Genomic DNA, 21,454 nt, shown 5'->3' with positions numbered 1-21,454 from the left:
GACAGGACGTTCTGAGCCGACTGGTTGGCGATGGAGAGGGCCTGGACGCCGAGCTGCTGCTTGACCTGCAGAGCCTGGAGCTTGGTGGACTCCTCGTTCATGTCGGCGTCGACGAGGCCGGAGACGCCCTTCTCGATCGTGTCCATGAGGTTGGTCACGAAGGTCTTCTGCAGGTCGATGCGCGAGGCCACGGCGCCGAGACCGGCGGCGGCCGACGTGACCTTGTCGATCGCCGCGTTCACGACGTCGATATAGGCCGACAGGACCTGCGCCATCTCGTCGTCGGTCAGGGTCGACAGAGCGTCGGCCGTGATGTCGATGTCCTCGACCGAGATCTCGTTCGCCCCGCCGCTCGCCTCGACGTTGCTGACCTTGATCAGCGAGTCCCGGGTGGCGGTCGTGCTGGTGAACTGCAGGTACTTCACGCTGCCCACGCCGTCCACGGCCGCCGCCTCGACGCCCGTCACGCCCGACGCCTTCAGCGCCGCGTTCACGACCTTGGCGTAGTCGGCCGCGGTCGCGACCGTGCCGTCCGCCGTCTCGCCCAGCGTCTTGTTCACGAGGTCCTTCGTGATCGAGACCGTGGTCGCCTTGGTCGCCGCGTTGACCTGGATGTCGAACGTGATGTTGTCGTTCTCGTCCAGCGTCACCGACTGGAAGGCGTCGCTCGTGTAGGAGGCCGCCGAGGCGATCTGCGCAAAGCCCGTGCCCGAGATCGACTTGATCTTGGCGTCGGCGTCCGTGAACGACACCGAGTCGATCACCGCGTTCGCGTCGTCGCCGGTCGTGATCGAGGTGATCACCAGCTTCGTGCCGTCGATGCTCGCCGTGGCGACGGCCGAGAACTTGCCGTTGGCGTTGAGCGAGTCCGCGATCGTCTGCACCGAGACCGCCGTCACGCCGTCCGAGCTGGCCGGCACGGTCACGCTGAGCGCCGTGTCGTCGATCGTCAGGTCGAAGTTGATCTTGTCGGTGACGTCGAAGCCCGTCGTCGTCAGGTTGGCCGTCTTGTAGTAGGCCGCCTCCTGGTAGAACGTGCCGGCGCCGAAGGGCAGCGTCGGGGTGTCCTTGGGCTTGCCGTTGGTGCCCATCACTTCCAGGCTCATCAGCTGGATCGACGAGGTGACGCCGGTGGAGGCCGCCGTGTCGGACTCGATCGAGACGATCGCGCCGGACACCGTGGCGCTGGCGCCCTTGCCGGTCAGCGCCGTGTCGAGCGCACCCTGGAAGGCGGTGGCCGCCGTGCCGGGCGTGGCGTCCAGCATCGCGGCGGTGATCGCCACCTCGGCGGTCTGGACGGCGCCGTTCTGCGCCTTGAAGGAGACGACGATCTTGTCGCCCGCCACCAGCGAGGTGTTGGCGAAGGTGCCGATCGCGTAGGTCGCCTTGTTGGTCGCCGTGTTCGTCGTCGTCGCCGCGACGGCCGTGGCCGTCGAACCGTCGTCGGCCGTGGCCGTGCCGCCGGCGACCGTCTGTGCGACGCCTGCGGTGGCGGTGGCGGTCAGACCGGCGTCGTTGGTGTTGCCGGTCGTGGCCGTGCCGCCGACCAGAAGGTCGCGGCCGTTGGAGCCCTTCATGCTGACGGCGCTGTCGATGATGCCGCCCGCGCCGCTGACCGAGGAGGCGTCGAACAGAGCGACGTCGGCCGTCTTCACCGTGATCGTGCCGATCGAGACGTTGCCCGAGGCNGTCGATGATGCCGCCCGCGCCGCTGACCGAGGAGGCGTCGAACAGAGCGACGTCGGCCGTCTTCACCGTGATCGTGCCGATCGAGACGTTGCCCGAGGCRTCGCGGGTGAACGAGGCGACGAGGTTCTTGTCGGCGCTGTAGCTGGCGGTGCTGGAGTTGATCGACAGCCAGTTCTCGCCCGAGAAGGTCGAGGAGGTGGCGATGGACTTCAGCTGCTGCTTGAGGGAGTCGATCTCGTCCTGCACGGCCTTGCGGTCGACGCCGGCCTGGGTCGCGGAGGTGAGCTTGGACTTGATCTCGTCCAGCACGTCCTTGGCGGCGTTSAGGCCTTCGTAGGCGGTGTCGACGGTGGCCGAGCCGAGGCCGAGCGCGTCGGAGACGGTCGACATGGCCTTGTTGTCGGACTTCATCGTGGTCGAGATNAGGCCTTCGTAGGCGGTGTCGACGGTGGCCGAGCCGAGGCCGAGCGCGTCGGAGACGGTCGACATGGCCTTGTTGTCGGACTTCATCGTGGTCGAGATCGACCAGTAGGCGGCGTTGTCCTTGGCCGACTCTATCTTCAGGCCCGTCGAGATCGAGGACTGGGTCTTGTCGAGCGCCGTGTTCGTGGCCTGGAGATTGCGAAGCGCCGACAGGGCGGCGANTGGCCGACTCTATCTTCAGGCCCGTCGAGATCGAGGACTGGGTCTTGTCGAGCGCCGTGTTCGTGGCCTGGAGATTGCGAAGCGCCGACAGGGCGGCGACGTTGGTGTTCACGCTGGTCATGGTCTTGAAAGTGTCCCGAAGTCGATACGTCTGGGGACATGCCGGCCGGGCCGGCGGTCAGCGAAGCGGCTTCATGCCTATGGCCTCTGGAGCGTCTCGCTCGGCCATTCGCTGTGATCTGGACCCTAGAGCGCAGGGTTTAAGAGGAGGTGAATCCCGCGCTGCTTCTTTTTGGGAAACATGAGTGATATCCTATGGTTAAGAGGATGTGAAGCGACGCAACGTCAAGTGCTTAGCGGCCCCTCTCGGCACATTGCGGGCGTTGCGGGAGCTTCCGCAGGGGCGAAAGGGGCCCGCTCGCGGACAGGGCCGGAAATGCGGGTTTCAGACCGGAACGGTGCTCGAGGCGGACCTCGTCGCATACCCCTCTTCGACGGGCCCTTCCGCCATCCTTCCCTCGTCCCGCGCGGCGGCATCGATGAGGGCGATCGCCGCGCGCCGAAGGTCCTCATCGGGGATCGTGCGGAACGCCAGGCCCTGCGTTTCGTCGCAGGCGACCGACTCGCCGATCGACTCGTCCGTCAGCGGGACATGCACGAAGCCGTAGCGCGCCACGCCGAGCTCGTCGGCATGGAGACAGAGGTCGTAGAGCGTGTCGTTGCAAATGTATCCGCCGGCATCGCGCGACCATTCGAAGGCGATCCCCTCACCGCGCAGCGCCCGCGCCAGCGAGGGGAGCGGCAGGCGCACGGGCAGGAGAACCGGCAGCGGCTCCGGCCGCGGCCCCGATGGCAGGGCGCCGCACGCGTCGATCCGGTCGAGACGGCGCTCGCGCCGGCCGCACAGTTCGATTCGCACGGACGCCGCGCCGGCATGGAGCCCGAAGAGCAGGACGCAGCGCGGCGCCGTCTCCCCGATCGCCGCCCGAAGCGCCGGCCAGGACCGCGCCCAGTCGACCGGCAGGAGGCGCGCGGCGATCCTCTCGCCGGTCGCCGCGCACCGCCCGTCGAGCGCCGCCATCAACCGCTGCGTCGGGTTCGTCGGAGCGCCGGGAAAGGCGGTGAAACCGGTGACGAGGATGGTCATGGAGGGCGCATCCCGTTGAGGCAGATCGGGCGCCTTTGTATCGAAACGAAACGTGAAGTGAAGCGGTCAAAGTTTCGCTTGCAATGGGGCGTGCCCGATAGCATTCAATAGGCGTTCGGGCGAAACTTGCGAACACAGGTAATGGACGAATTGCGTATCGGAGACGCCTCCTCCGGGCGAAAACGGGGCTTCAAGCGCCGGCTTCGCGAGGTATCGGTTCCTTTCCTCGCATCAGACTTGCCTGCCACAGCCTGACGGCGATACGTAATGCCAGGGAAAAGGGTTCCGATTATGGCACAGACCGGGACGGTCAAATTCTTCAACACCGAGAAGGGTTTCGGGTTCATCAAGCCGGACAACGGCGGAGCCGACATCTTCGTGCACATCTCTGCCGTCCAGGCCTCCGGCCTGCACGACCTGCAGGAAAACCAGAAGGTCTCCTACGACACCGAGCCGGACAAGCGCGGCAAGGGCCCGAAGGCCGTCAACCTGCAGAGCATGTAAGACCCTTTCCGGGTTCCGGGTCGGCCTCGTCCGGTCCGCATCGCGTCCTTGGTCGGCGCCTTGAGAACTCGGCCGGATCCCGGCCGGTCTCGCCTATCGCGCTCCCGCGCCGATCCGGAGCGCCGAGACGATCATCGCGCATGCCGGCGGACGGAATCGCCGCGAGCGACGCCCGATCATCGCCGCAGATCATCCGCCCCTCCCCCTTCGATGCGAATTGCCATAGAGCCGCGAAGGCGTGTCGCTCGCGCTGGAACGCCATTCGCGCCATTGCCGCGCTCTCCGTCTCGACACAGCCGACGCTGTCCCCTCGCACGGGCTCGCCCTGTCCGGGCGCGGCGCGAGAAGCAGGATGCCGTGCCCGCGCGCCCGTTCATCGGCCTGTGACGGGGTGAGCCTCGCCGGGCGCCGAGACGCACGGGACCCTTTCTCGACCATATGTCCGGCGGCCTCGGCCCGGCCCGTTCGATGGACCGGAGAACCGTGGCGGCAGGCGAGATCGTCTCGGCGGCCCTCGGTCCTGCGACAGGACCGCGCCGCCGGACGGGCCTTCCGAGGCAAGGCGCCACCGCCTCGCCTCGATCCGCCCTAGCCGAGCCGCGCCAGGGCGGCGGCGAGCTTTTCGGCTTCGAGCCGGTAGGCCTCGCGCTTCTCGCGCTCCTGCTCGATCACCTCTTCGGGCGCGTTGGAGATGAAGCGCTCGTTGGAGAGCTTGGCATCCACACGCGCGACCTCGCCGCGCGCCTTGGCCTCGGCCTTGGTGAGGCGGGCCCGCTCCGAATCGATGTCGATCAGGCCTTCGAGCGGCAGGGCGAAGCCGCAGCCGGCCATCACGAACTGCGCGGACTTCGAGGGCGCCTCGGCCGCCGTCTCGATCGCCGAGACGCGCGCGAGGCGCTTCAGCGAGGCCGCGTGCCGCTCCAGCCGCTCGGCCGTCGCAGAGTCCGGCGAGAGGGCGACGAGCGGCGCCTCGGTCGCGGGCGGAACGTTCATCTCCGAGCGCACGGAGCGGATCTCGCCGACGAGGTCGATCAGCCAGTTGATGTCGTCGGCGGCCGCAGCGTCGGCCGCCTCGAAGGTCGGCCAGGGCGCGTGGCACAGGAGCGTCGCGCGCGCGGCGCCCGGCGCCGCCGTCTCGTCGAAGAGCTCCTCGGTGACGAAGGGCATGAACGGATGGAGCAGCGTGTAGATGCCGTCGAGCGTCGAGCCCATGAGCCGGCGCGTCTCGTCCTTGGCGGCCTCGTCCTCGCCCATCAGGATGGGCTTCGCCAGTTCCACGTACCAGTCGCAGAAGCCGTTCCAGACGAAGCGGTAGAGTGCGGCGGCGGCGTCGTTGAAGCGGAAGGCCTCGAGCGCGCGCGTCACTTCAGCGATGGTGCGGGCATATTCGGTGGCGAGCCAGCGGCTGAGCGGCAGCGCCAGCGCGTCGAGATCGAGCGGCGCGCCGTGCACCGCCCCGTTCATCTCGGCGAAGCGCGTGGCGTTCCACAGCTTGGTGCCGAAGTTGCGGTAGCCGGCGATGCGCTGGGGGTCGAGCTTCACGTCGCGTCCCTGCGCCGCCATGATGGCGAGCGTGAAGCGCAGCGCGTCGGCCCCGTACTCGTCGACGAGCTCGATCGGGTCGATGACGTTGCCCTTGGACTTCGACATCTTGGCGCCGGACTTGTCGCGCACGAGCGCGTGGACATAGACCGTGCGGAACGGCTCCTCCTCCATGCAGAAGAGGCCCATCATCATCATCCGGGCGACCCAGAAGAAGATGATGTCGAAGCCGGTGACGAGGACGCTCGTCGGATAGTAGGTGGAGAGTTCCGGGGTCCGCTCGGGCCAGCCGAGGGTCGAGAAGGGCCAGAGGGCGGACGAGAACCAGGTGTCGAGCACGTCCTCGTCGCGCTTCAGGAAGCCCTCGCGCCGCTCGGGATCCTCCGCCATCGCCCGGGCGGCGGCGTCGTCGATCGTGCCGTTGGTGACGTAGTGGGCGAGCGCCGCGGCGACCGCCTCCTCCTCGCTCTTCTCCACGAAGACCGTGCCGTCCGGCCCGTACCAGGCCGGAATCTGGTGCCCCCACCAGAGCTGGCGCGAGATGCACCAGGGCTGGATGTTCTCCATCCAGTCGAAGAAGGTCTTCTCCCAGTTCTTCGGCACGAAGACGGTGCGGCCCTCTCGGACGCTGGCGATCGCCGGCTTGGCGAGCGTGGCGGCATCCACATACCACTGGTCGGTCAGGTAGGGCTCGATCGGCACGCCGCCGCGGTCGCCATGCGGCACGACGTGGGGATGCTCCTTGATCTCGCCGAGGAAGCCGCCGTCCTCCATCATCGCCACGATGATCTCGCGGGCCTCGAAGCGGTCCTTGCCCTCGAGCTCGGCGATCGTGCGCTCCAGGAGCGCGTCGCGCGTCAGCCCGGCGAGGAAGTCGTCATTGTCGGCGAGCGTCATCGTCGCCTCGCCGGTCATCACCGAGATCATCGGCAGCTCGTGCCGGCGGCCGACCTCGAAATCGTTGAAGTCGTGCGCCGGGGTGATCTTCACCGCGCCCGATCCCGCTTCCGGGTCGGCATAGTCGTCGGCGACGATGGGAATGAGGCGCCCGACCAGCGGCAGGCGGACCTTCTTGCCGACAAGCGCGCGGTAGCGCTCGTCGTCCGGGTTCACGGCGACGGCGGTGTCGCCGAGCATGGTCTCCGGCCGGGTGGTGGCGACGGTGATGAAGGTCGCCGGATTCAGCGGGTCGTAGGCGGCATCGGCCAGAGGATAGCGGAAGTGCCAGAGATGGCCCTTCACCTCGCGCTGCTCGACCTCGAGGTCCGAGATCGCCGTCAGCAGTTTCGGGTCCCAGTTGACGAGGCGCTTGTCCTTGTAGATCAGCCCCTTGCGGTGGAGATCGACGAAGACCTGGAGAACGGCCTTCGACAGGCCCTCGTCCATGGTGAAGCGCTCGCGCGACCAGTCGCAGGACATGCCGAGCCGGCGGTCCTGGCGCAGGATGTCGCCGCCCGACTCCGCCTTCCACTGCCAGACGCGCTCGACGAAGGCCGCGCGGCCCATCTCGCGCCGTCCCGGCTCGCGGCGCTCGCGCAGCTGGCGCTCGACGACCATCTGCGTGGCGATGCCCGCATGGTCGAGACCCGGCTGCCACAGGACGTTCTTGCCGCGCATGCGCTCGAAGCGGATCAGGATGTCCTGAAGCGTGTGGTCGAGCGCATGGCCGATATGCAGGGAGCCGGTGACGTTCGGCGGCGGGATGACGATCGAGAAGGGCTCGGCGCCCTCTGTGGCGGCCGCTCCGGCGCGAAAGGCGTCGGCCGCCTCCCACCGCTCGGCGATGCGCGGCTCGAGGGCAGCCGCGTCGTAGGTCTTTTCGATCATGTCGCATCCGGAAAGCTGGCGGAAATCCCGCGTGGGGTTACGCCAGAGCTTTCGGGCCTGTCAACGAAGCGAGCCCTTCCGGGCCGGCGCGAGGCTTGCGCCGGTCAGCGGCGCGGGCCGCGGGCGACCCGTTCGATCTCCTCGCGCACGAGGCGCTCCACGATGCCGGGCAGGTTGTCGTCCAGCCATTCCTGCAGCATGGGGCGCAGCATCTGGCGCACCGTGTCGTCCATCTTCGATAGGTGCTCCTCGCGCACGACGCGCGCCAGATCCTCGAAGGAGGCGGCGATCTGCTCGCCGATCTCGAAGGACAGGAGCGGCTTGTCGGACGCGACGGGCCCCTCAACCTCGTCCTCGGCGAAGACGGCACGGCTGAGGGCCGCGTCCTGCGCGGCCGGCATCGCGGCCAGGGACGGCGTCTCGACGGGATCTGCGACCGCCACGGCCTCGCGCAGCGTCTCCTGCGGCGCGCCGCGGATCAGCCCGGCGGTCGCCAGGAGCTCCACGGTGAATTCCTGCTCGTCGAACTCGCCGTTGAACTGCATGGGATCGAGGCGGTCGAAGGCGGACGCCTCCTCCTCGAAGATCGGGGCGAGCGCCTCGACGAGGCGCGCCGAATCGTCGCCCTGGGGCGTGAAGGCGCCGGGAATCTCGTCGACGACCGCGGGACGGGCCTCGGCCTGCGGCTCGGGACGCGCGGCCGTGCGAAGACGGCTGAGGACATCGGCCGGGCTCTCGAAGCGGCGGCGCGGGGCCTCCGCGAGAGGCTCGGCCGGCAGGGCGGCGGGCTCGAGCGCCTGCGGCGCCTCGGCGCGCTCCGGCATCGGCGCGGGGCGCGACAGAGCGGCGGCGAGATCGTCGGCGACCCGGTCCTCGGCCGTGCGCGGCGCGGCGTCGCGCGCGGCCGGGACATACGGCTCGGCGGCGGGTGCCGGATGCGGCGCGGGAGACTGGTAGCGACCATTCGGCTGGTTGGCCGCGGTCAGGAGCACGGTCGGCGAATCGTCGCCGAGATCGGCGGGCCGGCGCGCGGGCGCGGCGGCCTGGCGCTCTTCCCCGCTCTCGATGATCCGACGGATGGACGCCAGGATCTCGTCCATCGACGGTTCTCTGGCAGATAGGGCATTGCTCATGGGGCGCTCCCGCGAGTGATCCGGCAAGGATCTCTCCTAACCGTCGAATCATGCGCGAAGCCTATGCCGAACCGGACTCGCCGTGAATCCCCGCAGAGCCTCCCGGAGCGCTATCACCAGTTTCTTGATGCTTCGCTAACATGCCGGCCCCGTCCGCCGCGCGGCCGCGATCCCCAGAATGTCCGAAAGCCGCCCTGCCCTTTCGGGCGGAGCGGCTTTCGGGCAGTCGAAACGCGGGGGGAGGATATGGGGCGGAGTGCCTAGCGCCCGTCCGGCGTGCGCAGGCCGAACCACTTGTCCTCGACCTGGATGTAATGCTCCTTCGGGTCGTATTTCTTGCCGGCCAGACCGAGGCGCTGCGCCGAGAGGCGGCCCTCGGCCGAGATCAGCGCGTAGCCGGCGACGACGACGTCGCGCTGCGAGCCGACGAGCAGGATCTGCGCGGCGATGAGGTCGGCCTGCGCGTTGAGGACGTCGAGCGTCGTGCGCTGGCCGACATTGCGCTCTTCCACGACGCCGTTCAGCGCGAGGCGGGCGGCGGCGGCCTGCGCCTGGTAGCCGACGACATTGGCCTGCGCGGCCTCGTACTGCGCCCAGGCGGAGGCGACGGCGGCGCGGACCTGATCGCGGAAACCGTCGACCTCGATGCGGCGCTGGCCGAGCACTTCCTTGTTCTGGCGCACCTGCGAGCTGACGAGGCCGCCCTGGTAGATGGGGATGCGGATCTGCGCGCCGACGGTGGCCGAGACCTCGTTCTGCGTCAGCGTGTTGACGCCCGGCAGGTTGCTGGCCGAACTGCCCGAGCCTTCGCTGATCGCGTAGCTGTTGTCGACCGAACCCTGCAGGCTCACCGTGGGGAGCGCCGCGCCCTCGGCGGACTTCACCTGGAAGGCGGCCGCATCGACCGCCGCGAGACCGGCGAGGATCGCCGGGTGCTCGCGCTGCGAGATGGCGAAGGCGTTGTCGATGGATTTCGGCAGGAGGGCGGTCGGCACCTTGCCGGGCTCCAGATTGCCGGCGGCATCGCCCACGACGTCGAAATAGGTGGCCTCGCTGGAGGCGACCTGCGCCAGAGCGCTGTTGAGGAGCGCGGTGGCCAGGGCCTGTTCCGACTCGGCCTGCGCCACGTCGGTGCGCGTGCCCTCGCCGACCTCAAAGCGGGCGCCCGCGGCGCGCACCTGCTCGCGCAGGAAGGCGAGGTTCTGGCGGCGCAGCGCGGCGATCTGGCGGTCGCGCAGCACGTTCATATAGGCCGTCACCGTGTCGGACAGCGTGTTCTGCTCGGTGTTGGCGAGATTGAACTGCGAGGCGCGCACCTGGGCGCGCGCGGCCTCGACATTGTTCGGGGTCTGAAACCCGTCGAAGAGCGTCTGGTTGATCGTGATGCCCGAGCCGAACTGCTCGGTCTGCGAATTGCCGGAGGGCAGGTTGTCGCCGAAGGTCGTGCGGCTGCGCGAGGCGGAGAAGGAGCTCGTCGCCGCGACCGTCGGCCTGAGACCGGCCTTGGCCTGCGGCACGTTCTCGTCCGTCGCCCTCAGCTGGGCGCGTGATGCGTTAAGCGACTGGCTGTTGGCATAGGCTCTCGCCAGCGCCCCGGACAGCGTCTCGGCACGAACGGAGCCTTGAGCGGCGAAGACCACGCTGGTGGCAAGGACCGCGACCGGCCAGAACTTGGATCTCAACGTCGTCCTCCAGATCGAGCGCAGCCCGAGGACGACATGGCCAAGCGAGGGCCCGTCTGCGGGAAGCGACTTCGTCCGGGGAGTGATCCAAAGTTACGAGGGCCAGATCAAGCCCGACAAACAGGGATGGGCGGTTATTGGGCGAGAAAGGGACAATTCTGCAACGCGGCCGCCATGTCCGCGCAAGCTTGGAACCGATCGCGCCCTCGATCTGAAGCCGCACTCATGGCCGCCCGGTGCGAATGGCAGGCCGGGCGCCGGCGCCCTCGCCGCCTCTCAGAAGACGAATTCGGCCTTGCGGCGGAAGCCGGGAATCGCGGGGATCGCGCAGTTGAAGGCGGAACGCGCGGAGACGCGGTCCTCGCCGTCCTTCACGTGGATCTTGGCGAGCGCGGCGTTGCCATGGCCCTCCACCGCGACGAGGCGGCCGTTGCGGGCGAGCTGGGCGAAGAGCGCCTGCGGCAGCCTCTCGACCGCGCCCTCGAAGAGGATCACGTCGAACGGGCCCTTGGCCGGCGCGCCGGCCTCCAGCGGACCGGTGACGACCTCGCAATTGCCGATCGACAGGTCGGCGAGATGCTGGCGCGCCTCGGCGGCGAGCGCCTCGTCCTCCTCCAGCGCCACGACCCGGGCGCCGAGATGCGACAGGATCGCGGCCGAGTAGCCATTGGCCGAGGCGACGTCGAGGATCGCGTCGGTCGGGCGGATCTCGGCCAGCTGCAGGAGCTTGGCGAAGGGCGCGGCCTCCATCAGGTAGCGCCCGCCGCCGAGCGGCAGGTCCTCGTCGATATAGGAGAGAGCCTTGCGCTCCTCGGGCACGAAGCGCTCGCGCGGCACCGTCAGGAAGGCCCGAAGGATCGCATGGCCGGTCACGTCGACCGTGCGGATCTGGTTGTCGACCATCTTCTGCCGGGCGGAAACGAAATCCATGAGCCCTGTCGTCCTCGTCTTGAGCCGCCCGAACGCGTCCGCGCTTCCATAAGCGCGCGCCCGTGCCGGTGCAAGCCGCCGCTGCCGCGCGCCGGCCCTTCGATGCAGGCGAGCCGCAATGCGGGCGAGGAACGATGCTGCGACGAATTGTTCGGTGAGATGGAGGCCTCGGAGGGAATCGAACCCCCGTGCAAGGATTTGCAGTCCTCTGCGTCACCACTCCGCCACGAGGCCCCAATGGCGCTGTACCTACTGAACCGGACGGCCATCGGCAAGTGCCGCCTTGCGCATTCCGGCGACGAAGGCGTCCGCCGGGAGCGCGATTGACGATGTTCCTCTTATGTTCCATCTGATCGGGCATGAGCGGATCGGGCGGGACATTGCGGCAGGCGGCGCAGGAGGGGCGGATCGTGACGATCACCTGTCGCGGCTGCGGCCATGGCGCCTCGTTCCTCGCCTCCGACATCGCCGCCTTCGCCGATCCCGACCGCCCCATCGAGGCGGTGCGATTCCGCTGCCGCGAATGCGAGGGGCAGGCCTTCGACGTGGCGACGGCGGTCTTCGACCGCGACCGCAAGCCCGACATCATCGTCTGGCGGCCGACCCGCCTTCGCTGAGCCGGACGCCGGACGGGAGCGCCCTCGCCGCGCCTCCCGGCGCCGACCGGCAGGATGCCGGGGCGGGCTCAGCCGTCGAGACGGCCGGGCTCGGCCACCGCCTCCCGGCGCTTCAAGCGCTCGGCGTCGAGATCGATTCCCTCCTTGCGGGCGCGGCGGCGGGCGCGCCAGCGGCCCCAGCGCACCTCGTTGCGCCGCCGCCAGCGACGCACGAAGGGCAGGTCGACCGACAGGACGAGCATCCCGAGCGGCAGCATCCAGACGCCGAGAATCGGCAGGAAGCTGAAGATGCCGCCGATGATGAGGGCGATTCCCAGCACGATGCGCCAGAAGCGCGACTGCGGCAGCGGCATCCGCCGGCCGAAGATCACGATCTTCTTGCGGGCCTGCGCCATCTCCTCGCCCTCGATCCGGGCCGCTTCCAGTCCATCGTTCGTCGGCTGCTGCATCGATTCTCCGTCGGCGAAGATCTGGAAGGGTCTGAAAAGGCCGGGATCGGCACCGGACGCCTGAAATAGCGACGCCGGTTGCTCTCAGAAAGGTGAGAACACGCGGTTTGGCTCCGCGGGCCCCGGAAATTTCCGTCGCCATGGCCTTGGCAAGACGGACGCAGGTTTGCTATAGGCCCGCCATCGCTGCGAAGCGACATTCCCCAGTAGCTCAGTGGTAGAGCACTCGACTGTTAATCGATCGGTCGCTGGTTCGAATCCGGCCTGGGGAGCCACCTTTCTTCTTTCCGTTCTCGTAGCCTTTCGCCGAACGCCCGACATCGTTCGGCCGCGTCACGGTCGCGTGCCCGTCGCCGCGGGCGCCCTCGCGCCTATCTCGCTGCGGACGAACGCGACGGGGACATGCGATGGCGAGCCGGACCACGGACAGGACGAAGGATGCGAAGCGGACCGATGCCGGCGAAGGCCCGGTCGTCGTCTGGCTGCGCAACGATCTGCGGCTCGACGACAACCCCGCCCTCTTCCACGCGGGCGAGACCGGCCGCCCCGTGCTCGCGCTCTACGTTCTGGAGGAAGAGGACGTGCGCCCCCTGGGCGCCGCCCATCGCTGGTGGCTGCACCATTCGCTCGAGGCCTTCGCGAAGAGTGTGAAGAAGGCCGGCGCGCCCCTGGTCCTTCGCCGCGGAAAGGCGGCCGAGATCGTGCCCGAGATCGTCGAGGCCGTCGGGGCGAGCGCGCTCTTCGTCAACCGGCGCTACGAGACGCGCGAGCGGGCGGTCGACGACCGCGTCGAGAAAGCGCTGGGCGAAAAAGCCTCCATGGAGCGCTTCACCGGCCATCTCCTGCACGATCCCGAGCGCATCCAGACCAAGACCGGCGGCTACTACAAGGTCTACACGCCCTTCCTGAGAAGCTTCGAGAAGGCGCACGGGCCGCGCGATCCGTTCGACCCCGTCGAGACGCTGAAGGGATTCGACGGCCGGATGCCGAAGTCCGACACGTTGAAGGACTGGGACCTCCTGCCCACCCGGCCGGACTGGTCGAAGGGCTTCGCCGAGGCCTGGACGCCCGGCGAATCGGCCGCGCACGAGCGATTTTCGACCTTCTGCGACGATCTCCTCGACGGCTACGTGAAGGGACGCGAGACGCCCGGCGAGGACGGAACGTCGCGCATGTCGCCCTACCTGCGCTTCGGCGAGATCTCGCCCCATCGGCTGTGGCACGGGGCGCACGACGTGGCGCGCCGGCGCAAGTCCATCCCCGAGAAGGCGCTGCAGACCTTCCGCCAGGAGCTCGTCTGGCGCGACTTCAACTACCACATCCTCTTCCATTTCGACGCGCTGCCGGAGGCCAACTTCAACGCCCGTTTCGACAGGATGCCCTGGCGACGGGCGAAGTCCGATCTCGCCGCCTGGCAGAAGGGCATGACGGGCTACCCGATCGTCGATGCCGGCATGCGCCAGCTCTGGGAGATGGGCTGGATGCACAACCGCGTGCGCATGATCGTCGGCTCCTTCCTCACCAAGGACCTCCTCCTCGACTGGCGCGCGGGCGAGGCCTGGTTCTGGGACACGCTGGTGGACGGCGACATCGGCTCGAACACGGCGCAATGGCAGTGGATCGGCGGATCGGGTGCGGACGCCCAGCCCTTCTTCCGCGTCTTCAACCCGGTCGGGCAGAGCGAGAAGTTCGACAAGGCCGGCGACTACATCCGCCGCTTCGTGCCCGAACTCGCCAAGCTGCCGGACAAGGCGATCCACGCGCCCTGGCAAACCGACGAGGCCGTGCTCAGGAAGGCCGGCGTCGAGCTCGGCAAGACCTATCCCAAGCCCGTCGTCGATCATTCCGGAGCGCGCCAGCGGGCGCTCGACGCCTTCGCCGAGACCAAGGGATGACGGAGCGTCCGGCGCCCGCCTTCTCCTTACCGATCCTTGCCTTGCCCTCCACCCGGCCATAGGTTCGGCTGCGTTCGAATCTCGCAAGGGCTCCCCGCCTCGATGTCCAGGTACAATTCCGTTCTCGATGCCATCGGCAACACGCCGCTGATCCGGCTGAACCGGGCTTCCGAGGAGACCGGCTGCGAGATCTACGGCAAGGCCGAGTTCATGAATCCCGGCCAGTCGGTGAAGGACCGGGCGGGGCTCTTCATCGTGCGCGACGCCGAGGAGAAGGGCCTGCTGGCGCCCGGCGGCATCATCGTGGAAGGCACGGCGGGCAATACCGGCATCGGCCTGTCGCTGGTGGCGGGCGCCCTCGGCTACCGCACGGTCATCGTCATCCCGGAGACGCAGAGCCAGGAGAAGAAGGACGCGCTGCGCCTGATGCGGGCCGAACTCATCGAGGTGCCGGCCGTCCCCTACCGCGACCCCAACAACTACGTGAAGCTGTCCGGGCGCCTTGCCGAGAGCCTGGCCAGGACCCACCCGCAGGGCGCGATCTGGGCCAACCAGTTCGACAATCTCGCCAATCGCGACGGCCATGTCGTGACGACGGCGGAGGAGATCTGGCACCAGACCGGCGGCGAGATCGACGGTTTCATCTGCGCGGTGGGCACAGGCGGCACGCTGGCGGGCACCGCCATGGGTCTCAAGCGCCATTCCGGCCAGATCAAGATCGGCATCGCCGACCCGATGGGCGCCTCGCTCTACAGCTACTACACCAACGGAACGCTGCAGGCCGAAGGCTCCTCGATCACCGAAGGCATCGGCCAGGGGCGCATCACCGCCAATCTCGAGGGCTTCACGCCCGACTTCGCCTACCAGATCCACGACGACGAGGCGCTGCGCATCGTCTTCGACCTCGTCGGCGAGGAGGGCCTGTGCCTCGGCGGCTCCTCGGGCGTCAACATCGCCGGCGCCATGCGCATGGCGCGCGAACTCGGCCCCGGGCACACGATCGTCACCATCCTGTGCGACTACGGCAACCGCTACCAGTCGAAGATGTTCAACCCGGACTTCCTGCGCGGCAAGGGCCTGCCGGTGCCGGGCTGGATGGAGGAGCGCGCCGAGTTCGACATCCCGTTCGAGACGGCGGCGGCCTGACATGGCCACGGAGCGCGCCGATCTCGAGGACGCCTATCTCTCGACGCTGGAGGCGCGGCTCCTGCGCCGCGAGGGCGGCAACGGCCTCGTCTTCGACCGCAGCAACTTCTATCCCGAAGGCGGCGGGCAGCCCGGCGATACCGGCTTCGTGGAGCGCGCCGACGGCAGCCGCATCGCCATCCTGGGCACGCGCTACGGCGAGGACCGGTCCGAGATCGTCCTCCTCGCGGCGGAGGACGCGCCGACCGTCGAGCCGGGCGAGACGCTCGTCCTGCATGTCGACTGGCAGCGCCGCTACAGGATGATGCGCATGCACACGGCCTGCCATCTCCTCACCGTCGTCTGTCCCTATCCGGTGACGGGCGCGGCGGTCGGCCCCGAGGAGAGCCGCATCGACTTCGACATTCCCGACGCCGATGCCGACAAGGCCGCGATCACCGAGCGCCTGATGGCGCTCGTGGCGCAGAACCACCCGGTCTTCACCCGCTGGATCACCGACGCCGAGTTCGACGCCAATCCCGGCCTCGTGAAATCGGCCAATGTGAAGCCGCCGCGCGGCTCGGGCCGCATCCGGCTCGTGTGCATCGGCGAGGAGCCCGCGCTCCTCGACGCGCAGCCCTGCGGGGGCACGCATGTCCTGGAGACGCAGGAGATCGGCGAGATCCATGTCGGCAAGATCGAGAAGAAGGGCAAGGTGAACCGGCGCATGCGGCTGCGATTCGGCCCGCCGCCCGCCGCCTGACATCCGCCGCAAGCGGCGGACCCATGCCCATTGGAACAGGCCGAGGCCTCGGCCGAGCGGCGCATCCGCTCCCCGGATACCGGACGAAAGACGACCCATGTCGCAGAACCCCTTCCTCATCGCGCCGCAGGACCTGGCGCCCCATCTCGGCCGCGCCGGCCTCTCGGTCATCGATGCCTCCTGGTACCTGCCCGCCCAGAAGCGCTTCGCGCGCGCCGAATACGAGGCGGGCCACGTGCCGGGCGCGGTGTTCTTCGACCAGGACGCCGTGGTCGATCCGGCCTCCACGCTGCCCCACACCCTGCCCTCGCCCGAACTCTTCGCCGAGCATGTCGGAGCCATGGGCATCACGCAGACCGACACGATCGTCGTCTATGACGGGCTCGGCCTGTTCTCGGCACCGCGCGTCTGGTGGATGCTGCGCACCTTCGGCGCGCGCGACGTGCGCGTTCTCGACGGCGGCTTTCCCGCCTGGCTCGCCGCCGGCCTGCCGGTGGAGACCGAGATCGCGCCGGTGAAGGCGGCGCGCTTCACGCCGCAATTCGATGCCGGAGCGGTCGCGAGCTTTCAGGAGATGCGGGCGATCGTGGAAGCGCGCAGCCGCGCCATCGCCGACGCGCGCCCGGCCGACCGCTTCGCCGGCGAAGTGCCGGAGCCGCGCGCCGGCCTTCGCGCCGGCCACATGCCGGGCGCGACGAGCCTTCCCATCTCCGACCTCACCGAAGGCGGACGCCTGAAGGACGCCGATGGGCTGAAGGCCGCCTTCGAGAAGGCCGGGCTCGACCCCTCCGCGCCTGCGGTCACGAGCTGCGGCTCGGGCGTCACCGCCGCCGTCCTGACGCTCGCCTACGAGACGCTCGGAAACCGCGACGTGAAGCTCTACGACGGGTCCTGGACCGAATGGGGCTCGGCTGCCGACACGCCCGTCGAGACCGGCCGATGAGTGCCCTGCAGCTCCTGACGACACGGGTCACGAGCCTCGACATGCTGGCGCCCCCGCGCGCGCGCATCAAGGTGCCCGACGTCTCGGAGCCCATCGTGGTGCGCGAGATGCCGCGCATTCCGCTCGAGACCTATCGCGCGCTCTATCGCGCCGTCGGGCGCCCGCATCACTGGACCTCTCGGCTCCTGCCGGACGATCGGCTGGCGCGCGAGATCCATCGCGACGCCGTGCATGTCCACGTCATGACGGTCGGCGGCGTCGCCGCCGGGTGGTTCGAGCTGGAGACGAGCCCGGACCTGTCGGAGACGCGGATCGTGCATTTTGCCATCCTGCCCGCCTTCCGCCATCGCGGACTGGCGCCCTACCTTCTCGCCCATGCCATCCATGCCGGCTTCGGCGGGCGCGACCTTCGCCTGACGATCGAGACCAACACGCTCGACCACCCGTCCGCCCTGCCGCTCTACCAGCGGCACGGGTTCCGCCCCTTCGCCACGCGCATCGTCCAGACGCCGGCCTGGGAGAGCGTGGCGGACGCCGCTGCCGGAGCGGACGCATGAGACACATCTCCTTCGAGGAGGGCGACGGCCTCCTGACCTGGACGGACGTCGCCGACGCCATCGCCGCCGGCCACCGCCGGCCGCGCGCCACGATCAAGGATCTCCTGATCGAGCGTGACGGCGATTCGCTCCTCAGCCGCGCGGCCTGGATCGAGGGGCTCGGCCTTGCCGTGAAGTCCATGTCGATCTTCCCGCGCAACGCCGCCCGCGAGCCGGCCCTGCCGAGCGTGCAGGGCGGGATGCTGCTCTTCGACGCCGAGACGGGCGCCCCGACGACGCTCGTCGACGGCATGCTGGTGACGAAGTGGAAGACGGCGGGCGATTCCGTCCTCGGCGCGCGCCTTCTCGCGCGGCCCTCTTCGCGCACCCTTCTCGTCTGCGGCGGCGGCACGGTGGCGCGCTCGCTGGTCGAGGCCTATCGGGAGGTCTTTCCGGGCCTGTCCACCATCCTCGTCTGGACGCGCGACCCGAAGAAGGCCGAGGCCTTCTGCGCGGACCACGCATCGGACGGCGCGACGATGGAGGCGGCGCCCGATCTCCACGCCGCGCTGGGGCGCGCCGATATCGTCAGCGCCGCCACCATGGCCGTCTCCCCCTTCCTCACCGGCGCCGACATCCGGCCGGGCACCCATGTCGATCTCATCGGCGCCTATCGGCCCGACATGCGCGAGGGCGACGACGAGCTTCTGGCGCGGGCGGAAATCTTCGTGGACAGCCGCGAGACGACCATCGGCCATATCGGCGAGATCGAGATTCCGCTGAAGGCCGGAACGATCGCGCTCTCCGATATCCGAGGCGACTTCTACGACCTGTGCGCCGGGGCGCCCGGCCGCAGCGGCCCGGAGGCGATCACCCTGTTCAAGAACGGCGGCGGCGCCCATCTCGACCTCATGGTGGGGGATCTCATCCGACGGGCGGTGACGGCGGCTGCCTGACGGGGAACGGACCCGGCGCGCCTTCGAGCGCCACCAGCCGGCGGTGGATCGAGACCATGAAGGCCGTCGAGAAGCAGGCGCCCAACGTGCCATAGGCGATGTTGAGCGCGTGCTGGATGCCGGGGACCGCCAACACGGCCGTCGGCCTGCCGAAGACGATGACCACGAGAAGAACCGGCACGACGATCGCCATGAAGCTCAAGAAGCAGGCCAACAGAAACAGCCCGGCGAGCGATCCGCGATGGCCCTTCGTCAGCGCAAGGCTCCTGGCGAAGGCCTTCAGGCCGAGCCCTTCGAAGACGACCACCGTCAGGAGCGGCATGAAGGCGATCGTGGCCGCGAAGACCAGCGCGAACACGAGGATCGTTCCAGGGATCACGAGGATCGGTCCTTCGGTGGCCTTGGAGACGACGAAAACCAGGACCATCAAGACCCCTGCCGCCAGGAGGGCCGCCCCGCCACCGACGAGGACGACGCGCAGGAGAGGCCACAAACGCCGAAGCGCGGGCCGCAGATAAGCGCCCGGCCCCGCCGCATGGCCATGCAGCGCGTCGTCGGCCGCCATCAGTTGCATCGCCATCGCGAGGTTCGACAGAAGGATGCCGACCACTCCCGCAACGAGCAGGACCGGGAAATCGGTGGCGACATCCGGGGCCGCCGGGTCCGAACCGGCCGTGACGATGGACGGTCCCTCCAGCGCGACGGCGCCGCAGAAGCCGATCACCAGCGTCGTCGGGCTCGCCCGCAGGACGAGGGATAGGGTTTCCCGAAGGCGCTTGCCGATCTGCAGGCCATCGTCGTCCTCGCTCGTCATCCCTGCGCTCCCGGCATCGTTTCGCGTCTTTTTCGGACGCACCGAGACCTGGCGGATTCTGCGCTCGAATACAACCTGATATATTACTATTAATTACTTATGGTTGCGCGCGCCGGCCACGGGCGTCGTCGCCTTGGCGGCCGCACCACGCGAGGGCGTGCCGACTTCGGAGCGCGCGTCATATTCATGCCGCACACGCTCCGGTCTATCGTCGCCCGAAGGGGCGTCGAGCCCGAAATGCCGGCCGCAACAGGCCGGCATCGCAACCGAAGGGCTCAGATGGCTTCGCTTCCCACGCTCCACCGCCGCAGCTTCATCGCCGGCGCCGCCGGCCTCTGCGCGACGGTCGCGCTGCATCCCTTCTCCGCGAGGGCTCAGGCGAACCAGACGCATCTGCGGCTGATGGGAACGACGGACCTCCACGTCAACGTCTTCCCCTACGACTACTATGCCGACAAGGAGGTGGACACGGTGGGCCTCGCGCGCACCGCCGCCATCGTCGCCTCGATCCGCGCGGAGGCGAAGAACGCCCTCCTCTTCGACAATGGCGACTTCCTGCAGGGCAATCCGATGGGCGACTACATCGCCTACGAGCGCGGCATGAAGGAGGGAGACGTCCATCCGGTGATCGCGGCGATGAACGTGCTCGCCTACGATGCCGGCACGCTCGGCAATCACGAGTTCAACTACGGGCTCCCCTTCCTGCAGACCGCGTTGAAAGGCGCCGCCTTCCCGTTCGTCAGCGCCAATCTCGCGCGCGGCGCGCTGGCCGCCTCGCCGGCCGAGGATGCCCGCTTCGTGCCCCCGACCGCGATCCTGGAGCGCATGCTGGTGCTCGGCGACGGCTCGAGGCGCCCGATCAAGGTCGGCGTCGTCGGCTTCCTGCCGCCGCAGATCATGGTCTGGGACGCCGCGCATCTGACCGGCGAGGCCGCCACGCGCGGCATCGTGGAGGCGGCGAAGGCGCATGTGCCGGCGCTGAAGGCGGCGGGCGCCGATCTCGTCGTCGCGCTCTGCCATTCCGGCATCGCGGCCGAGGCCGCCGGCGACCCGATGGCGGAGAATGCGGCGCTGGAGCTTGCAGGCGTCGAGGGCATCGACGCGATCTTCACCGGGCACCAGCACCTGCAGTTCCCGGGCAAGGACTTCGAGGGGATCGCCGGCGCCGACGCGAAGGCCGGGCGCCTGGCCGGCAAGCCGGCGGTGATGGCCGGCTTCTGGGGCTCGCATCTCGGCCTCATCGACCTTCTCCTCGAGAAGGACGGCGATGGCTGGAGAATCGCGGACGCGACCTGCGAGCTGCGCCCGATCTCCGAGCGCGTCGACAAGGCCGTGAAACCGCTGGTGGAAAGCCGCAAGGACGTCCTGGACGCGGCCCGCGCCGACCACGAGGCGACGCTCGCCTATGTGCGCACGCCCGTCGGCGAGACCTCCGCGCCGCTCCATTCCTACTTCGCGCTCGTCGCCGACGACCCGTCCGTGCAGATCGTGAACAAGGCGCAGGCCTGGTACATGAAGGCGATCCTGGCGCAGGGCGAGTTCGCCGCCTTGCCGCTTCTCTCGGCCGCCGCCCCCTTCAAGGCGGGCGGGCGCGGCGGGCCGGCCTACTATACAGACATCGCCGCCGGTCCCGTCGCCATCAAGAACGTCGCCGACCTCTATCTCTACCCCAACACCGTGCGGGCCGTGCGCATCGACGGCGCCACGGTGCGCGAATGGCTCGAGCGTTCGGCCGGCCTGTTCAACCGGCTGACCCCCGGCACCGCCGACCAGCCGCTCATCGCCCCCGGCTTCCCCTCCTACAATTTCGACGTCATCGACGGCGTCACCTACCGCATCGATCTTTCCAAGCCCGCCCGCTACGGCGAGGACGGCACCGTCGTCGATCCCGACGCCCGCCGCATCGTGGACCTTGCCTATGACGGCAAGCCGATCGACGAGGGGGCCGAGTTCATCGTCGCCACCAACAACTACCGCGCAGGCGGCGGCGGCAAGTTCCCGGGCCTGTCGGAAGAGAAGATCGTCTATGTCGCGCCCGACGCCAATCGCGACGTCCTGGTGCGCTACATCCACGAGGAGAAGGTCATCGATCCGGCCGCCGATGCCAACTGGAGCTTCGTGCCGCTGCCGGGCACGAGCGCGACCTTCGAGACGGGCCCGGCGGGCCGCGCCTATGCGGCGAGCGTGAAGGGGGCGCGGATCGAGCCGCTCGGCGAGGGGCAGAACGGCTTCGCGCTCTACCGGCTCGTGCTTTGAC

16 protein-coding genes, 2 tRNA genes and 4 pseudogenes are annotated in these 21,454 nt (G+C 68.9%); 10 read left to right on the top strand and 12 right to left on the bottom strand.

The features are described from left to right. The 5 genes and pseudogenes from ASG48_RS17800 to ASG48_RS03590 form a co-directional block, all read right to left on the bottom strand. Window positions 1-275, bottom strand: a 275-nt coding sequence (locus ASG48_RS17800) for a flagellin (protein ID WP_280137995.1), incomplete at its 3' end; no start/stop codon positions are given. A gap of 1,414 nt (window positions 276-1,689) precedes the next feature. Beyond that, window positions 1,690-2,112: pseudogene (locus tag ASG48_RS17790) on the bottom strand (flagellin C); the annotation flags it as partial. A 1-nt stretch (window position 2,113) separates the two neighbouring features. Then, window positions 2,114-2,325, bottom strand: a pseudogene (locus ASG48_RS18700) (flagellin); the annotation flags it as partial. Window positions 2,326-2,334: 9 nt separating this feature from the next. Continuing rightward, a pseudogene (locus tag ASG48_RS18695) lies at window positions 2,335-2,455 on the bottom strand (flagellin); the annotation flags it as partial. A 324-nt stretch (window positions 2,456-2,779) separates the two neighbouring features. Next, the gene (locus ASG48_RS03590) at window positions 2,780-3,481 is read right to left on the bottom strand and encodes a hypothetical protein (RefSeq protein ID WP_055845199.1); all 702 of its coding nucleotides are present in this window, start codon (window positions 3,479-3,481) and stop codon (window positions 2,780-2,782) included. Window positions 3,482-3,772: 291 nt separating this feature from the next. Between ASG48_RS03590 and ASG48_RS03585 the strand changes: the two genes are divergently transcribed. Next, the gene (locus ASG48_RS03585) at window positions 3,773-3,985 is read left to right on the top strand and encodes a cold-shock protein (protein ID WP_055845195.1); all 213 of its coding nucleotides are present in this window, start codon (window positions 3,773-3,775) and stop codon (window positions 3,983-3,985) included. A gap of 588 nt (window positions 3,986-4,573) precedes the next feature. On the opposite strand, the gene ASG48_RS03580 is transcribed toward ASG48_RS03585, so the two are convergent. The 5 genes from ASG48_RS03580 to ASG48_RS03560 form a co-directional block, all read right to left on the bottom strand. Next, window positions 4,574-7,354: a valine--tRNA ligase gene (locus ASG48_RS03580; RefSeq protein WP_055845192.1), complete on the bottom strand. Its 2,781-nt coding sequence runs from the start codon at window positions 7,352-7,354 to the stop codon at window positions 4,574-4,576. A gap of 104 nt (window positions 7,355-7,458) precedes the next feature. Then, entirely contained in the window at window positions 7,459-8,454 is a 996-nt protein-coding gene (locus tag ASG48_RS03575) for a DUF2497 domain-containing protein (protein ID WP_055845189.1), read from the bottom strand. A gap of 293 nt (window positions 8,455-8,747) precedes the next feature. Further along, complete coding sequence (locus tag ASG48_RS03570; protein ID WP_156381418.1) at window positions 8,748-10,169, bottom strand: TolC family outer membrane protein; 1,422 nt, start codon at window positions 10,167-10,169, stop codon at window positions 8,748-8,750. Between the two features lie 276 nt (window positions 10,170-10,445). After that, window positions 10,446-11,099, bottom strand: a complete 654-nt coding sequence (locus tag ASG48_RS03565) for a protein-L-isoaspartate O-methyltransferase (protein ID WP_055845182.1) — start codon at window positions 11,097-11,099, stop codon at window positions 10,446-10,448. A 160-nt stretch (window positions 11,100-11,259) separates the two neighbouring features. After that, window positions 11,260-11,333: transfer RNA gene (locus ASG48_RS03560), tRNA-Cys, on the bottom strand. A gap of 176 nt (window positions 11,334-11,509) precedes the next feature. Here ASG48_RS03560 and ASG48_RS03555 point away from each other — a divergent pair. Further along, window positions 11,510-11,716 carry a hypothetical protein gene (locus ASG48_RS03555; protein ID WP_156381417.1) on the top strand — a complete coding sequence of 69 codons (207 nt, stop codon included), beginning with the start codon at window positions 11,510-11,512 and terminating at the stop codon, window positions 11,714-11,716. A 167-nt stretch (window positions 11,717-11,883) separates the two neighbouring features. Here ASG48_RS03555 and ASG48_RS03550 read toward each other — a convergent pair. Continuing rightward, a pseudogene (locus ASG48_RS03550) lies at window positions 11,884-12,111 on the bottom strand (hypothetical protein); the annotation flags it as partial. Window positions 12,112-12,365: 254 nt separating this feature from the next. Here ASG48_RS03550 and ASG48_RS03545 point away from each other — a divergent pair. The 7 genes from ASG48_RS03545 to ASG48_RS03515 all read left to right on the top strand — a co-directional run bounded on the left by ASG48_RS03545 (window position 12,366) and on the right by ASG48_RS03515 (window position 18,383). After that, window positions 12,366-12,440, top strand: a tRNA-Asn gene (locus ASG48_RS03545). Between the two features lie 132 nt (window positions 12,441-12,572). Beyond that, the gene (locus ASG48_RS03540) at window positions 12,573-14,060 is read left to right on the top strand and encodes a deoxyribodipyrimidine photo-lyase (protein ID WP_055845176.1); all 1,488 of its coding nucleotides are present in this window, start codon (window positions 12,573-12,575) and stop codon (window positions 14,058-14,060) included. A 102-nt stretch (window positions 14,061-14,162) separates the two neighbouring features. Beyond that, a complete protein-coding gene (locus tag ASG48_RS03535) occupies window positions 14,163-15,206 on the top strand; it encodes a cysteine synthase A (RefSeq protein WP_055845173.1) in 1,044 nt (347 codons plus the stop codon). Window position 15,207: 1 nt separating this feature from the next. Next, complete coding sequence (locus ASG48_RS03530; RefSeq protein ID WP_055845170.1) at window positions 15,208-15,948, top strand: alanyl-tRNA editing protein; 741 nt, start codon at window positions 15,208-15,210, stop codon at window positions 15,946-15,948. Between the two features lie 97 nt (window positions 15,949-16,045). Next, window positions 16,046-16,891 carry a 3-mercaptopyruvate sulfurtransferase gene (gene sseA, locus ASG48_RS03525; RefSeq protein ID WP_055845167.1) on the top strand — a complete coding sequence of 282 codons (846 nt, stop codon included), beginning with the start codon at window positions 16,046-16,048 and terminating at the stop codon, window positions 16,889-16,891. After that, on the top strand, window positions 16,888-17,448 hold the full coding sequence (locus ASG48_RS03520; protein ID WP_055845164.1) for a GNAT family N-acetyltransferase: 561 nt from the start codon (window positions 16,888-16,890) through the stop codon (window positions 17,446-17,448). The genes sseA and ASG48_RS03520 overlap by 4 nt, the downstream gene beginning before the upstream one ends. Further along, window positions 17,445-18,383 (top strand): ornithine cyclodeaminase, encoded by a 939-nt coding sequence (locus tag ASG48_RS03515; RefSeq protein WP_055845161.1) that lies wholly within the window; start codon window positions 17,445-17,447, stop codon window positions 18,381-18,383. Before ASG48_RS03520 ends, ASG48_RS03515 begins: the two co-directional genes overlap by 4 nt. On the opposite strand, the gene ASG48_RS03510 is transcribed toward ASG48_RS03515, so the two are convergent. Then, window positions 18,352-19,197: a hypothetical protein gene (locus ASG48_RS03510; RefSeq protein WP_055845159.1), complete on the bottom strand. Its 846-nt coding sequence runs from the start codon at window positions 19,195-19,197 to the stop codon at window positions 18,352-18,354. The two genes, ASG48_RS03515 and ASG48_RS03510, sit on opposite strands and share 32 nt — an antisense overlap. A gap of 279 nt (window positions 19,198-19,476) precedes the next feature. Between ASG48_RS03510 and ASG48_RS03505 the strand changes: the two genes are divergently transcribed. Continuing rightward, window positions 19,477-21,453, top strand: a complete 1,977-nt coding sequence (locus tag ASG48_RS03505; protein ID WP_055845156.1) for a bifunctional 2',3'-cyclic-nucleotide 2'-phosphodiesterase/3'-nucleotidase — start codon at window positions 19,477-19,479, stop codon at window positions 21,451-21,453. Window position 21,454: the final 1 nt, after the last annotated feature.

The sequence above is a fragment of the Aurantimonas sp. Leaf443 genome (assembly GCF_001425575.1).
Lineage (GTDB): Bacteria > Pseudomonadota > Alphaproteobacteria > Rhizobiales > Rhizobiaceae > Leaf443.
The sequence above is the reverse complement of the archived record's forward strand: the minus strand, read 5'-3'. Positions and strand labels throughout refer to the sequence as shown.

Bases quoted from the DNA above. Each gene is read 5' to 3' on its own strand.
- ASG48_RS03590 (WP_055845199.1), bottom strand. From the start codon at position 3,481: ATGACCATCCTCGTCACCGGTTTCACCGCCTTTCCCGGCGCTCCGACG.
- ASG48_RS03585 (WP_055845195.1), top strand. From the start codon at position 3,773: ATGGCACAGACCGGGACGGTCAAATTCTTCAACACCGAGAAGGGTTTC.
- ASG48_RS03580 (WP_055845192.1), bottom strand. From the start codon at position 7,354: ATGATCGAAAAGACCTACGACGCGGCTGCCCTCGAGCCGCGCATCGCC.
- ASG48_RS03575 (WP_055845189.1), bottom strand. From the start codon at position 8,454: ATGGACGAGATCCTGGCGTCCATCCGTCGGATCATCGAGAGCGGGGAA.
- ASG48_RS03565 (WP_055845182.1), bottom strand. From the start codon at position 11,099: ATGGATTTCGTTTCCGCCCGGCAGAAGATGGTCGACAACCAGATCCGC.
- ASG48_RS03540 (WP_055845176.1), top strand. From the start codon at position 12,573: ATGGCGAGCCGGACCACGGACAGGACGAAGGATGCGAAGCGGACCGAT.
- ASG48_RS03535 (WP_055845173.1), top strand. From the start codon at position 14,163: ATGTCCAGGTACAATTCCGTTCTCGATGCCATCGGCAACACGCCGCTG.
- ASG48_RS03530 (WP_055845170.1), top strand. From the start codon at position 15,208: ATGGCCACGGAGCGCGCCGATCTCGAGGACGCCTATCTCTCGACGCTG.
- sseA (WP_055845167.1), top strand. From the start codon at position 16,046: ATGTCGCAGAACCCCTTCCTCATCGCGCCGCAGGACCTGGCGCCCCAT.
- ASG48_RS03520 (WP_055845164.1), top strand. From the start codon at position 16,888: ATGAGTGCCCTGCAGCTCCTGACGACACGGGTCACGAGCCTCGACATG.
- ASG48_RS03515 (WP_055845161.1), top strand. From the start codon at position 17,445: ATGAGACACATCTCCTTCGAGGAGGGCGACGGCCTCCTGACCTGGACG.
- ASG48_RS03510 (WP_055845159.1), bottom strand. From the start codon at position 19,197: ATGACGAGCGAGGACGACGATGGCCTGCAGATCGGCAAGCGCCTTCGG.
- ASG48_RS03505 (WP_055845156.1), top strand. From the start codon at position 19,477: ATGGCTTCGCTTCCCACGCTCCACCGCCGCAGCTTCATCGCCGGCGCC.